Below are 1,676 nucleotides of genomic sequence, written 5' to 3'. Positions count from 1 at the left end.
ACCCGAAGGGGCCGGTCGGCAGCTCCGCATGAGCGAGGCGGAGATCACGGCCTTGGCCACAGATTCGACACCGCATGATCACCTGGAAGTCGCGCCCACTTTCGCCCCACCAAGTCCCCCAACCAGGCAGCCACACTGCCGATCTGAAACGGCATCATCACGGGCAGATCCCCCAACGACACTGCCCTGGCCCAGGGCCTGACAAAGAACCCGCAAAGCGCCCTGCCAATTGCACCTCGACCAGGATGGAAGCTCCCCTGAACCTGAATCCACTGCATGACCTTCCGGTCATGCAGTGGATTCAGGTTCAGCTATTCGACGATGACCTAGATCAGTCGTAGTAGCCAGGACGGGCCAAAGTGAGCGATTGCATGAAGAACCCCTGCTCATCACTTTCGTCAGACGCCACAAACGGGCGCCAGAGAGCAATAAGCAACGACGGTGCAACAATCATGCATCCCCCCTCTTCTTCCTCCGTTTCCACATACTGACGGAGCCGCTCTACAACGTCATCCGCTGGCAAGCCAAACACATCGATGTCGTACAGCCTCAGGCTCACCGTGCGGTGAGGGCGGAAGACTTCGATCGCATTGACCAGGCCGCCCGAGCCTACATGGGCATGGATGGACATACCACTATCGTAATTAGCCTGCCCCCGGACGGGGACTCGGGATTCTTCCGCACCTTGGAATCCTTCCAAGGTGCGGAAGGCAGCCTCGGCGTCATCAATGGTCATCCCGAGAGTGATCGGACCGATCCGGTCCGGGGGTACCACATCGATGATCATCTCGACTCCTTCGGTCCGCGTCAGCCTTGAAGCTGATCCCTTGAGCTTGGTGGATCAGACACTAGCGCATCACCCGATACGGCTCGGCACGGTCCTCAGCCGCTGATATACCGGGTTTCCAGCAAGACCTGCCACCATTTGCCCAATCGCCCCATCGTACTTGGATCCGAATCGGGAACGAATATCGTTGATATCCATCTGAATGGCCTCGTCGATGCGGCCAGAACCGATCAATTCGGCCTGCCACATGCGCCACGCCTTCGCAGCCCGGGAACTACCGGTCGAGTACACCGCTCGATGGTCCAAATAGTCCATTTGAATGGCTGGCCCGGTCGTGTACCCGAAGTGCATCTCTGCAACAGAGGCGGGTGGCACGTGATTGATCTCGGTTCCTGGAACATTCCGCCCGTCCGCCCCCTTGAGTTCCTTATACACCCCACCCTCGTAGGCGTGCCCCGGGTCCGCTCTGTCCTGTCCACCGGGACCGCAATTGTGAACGAGGACCGGCACATCCGCCATCTGCACGTAGTACGTGTGGAGGTCGGATACGGTCAGGTTGTGGACCGTGGCGTCCTGGGCGGTCCAGCGCTCGATCGAGGCGATCTGGACGTAGGTGCCCGCGCTGGTGCGGAGCCACTGGCCGGACTTCAGGTCCGTGGCGTCGATCCACGTGCCGACTTCGGGGACCCAGAAGGGGTGGCCGTCGGTCGCGGTGACCTGGGCTGTCTTTGCACCCGCCTTGCCGTCCGTGTCGATAGTGATCTTGACCAGGTGCTTGAGGCCCTGGCCCTTGATCTCCGCGGTGACTGTCTCGATCCGGGTCTCGCCGGACTCCGGGGCCGTCGCGACGACCTTGTCGCCGGTCTTGACCTTTTCGATCGGCTTGGTC

General features: G+C 60.8%; 2 protein-coding genes. Both read right to left on the bottom strand.

Going from position 1 to position 1,676, the window contains the following annotated elements:
- Positions 1 to 331: 331 nt before the first annotated feature.
- On the bottom strand, positions 332 to 787 hold the full coding sequence (locus QK442_RS36070; RefSeq protein WP_282698367.1) for a hypothetical protein: 456 nt from the start codon (positions 785 to 787) through the stop codon (positions 332 to 334).
- 69 nt (positions 788 to 856) lie between these two features.
- Positions 857 to 1,676, bottom strand: an 820-nt coding sequence (locus QK442_RS36065) for a polymorphic toxin-type HINT domain-containing protein (protein ID WP_282698366.1), incomplete at its 5' end; no start/stop codon positions are given.

This window comes from Streptomyces sp. CC208A, assembly GCF_030010625.1.
Classification (GTDB): Bacteria; Actinomycetota; Actinomycetes; order Streptomycetales; family Streptomycetaceae; genus Streptomyces.
The sequence above is the reverse complement of the archived record's forward strand: the minus strand, read 5'-3'. Positions and strand labels throughout refer to the sequence as shown.

Bases quoted from the DNA above. Each gene is read 5' to 3' on its own strand.
- QK442_RS36070 (WP_282698367.1), bottom strand. From the start codon at position 787: ATGATCATCGATGTGGTACCCCCGGACCGGATCGGTCCGATCACTCTC.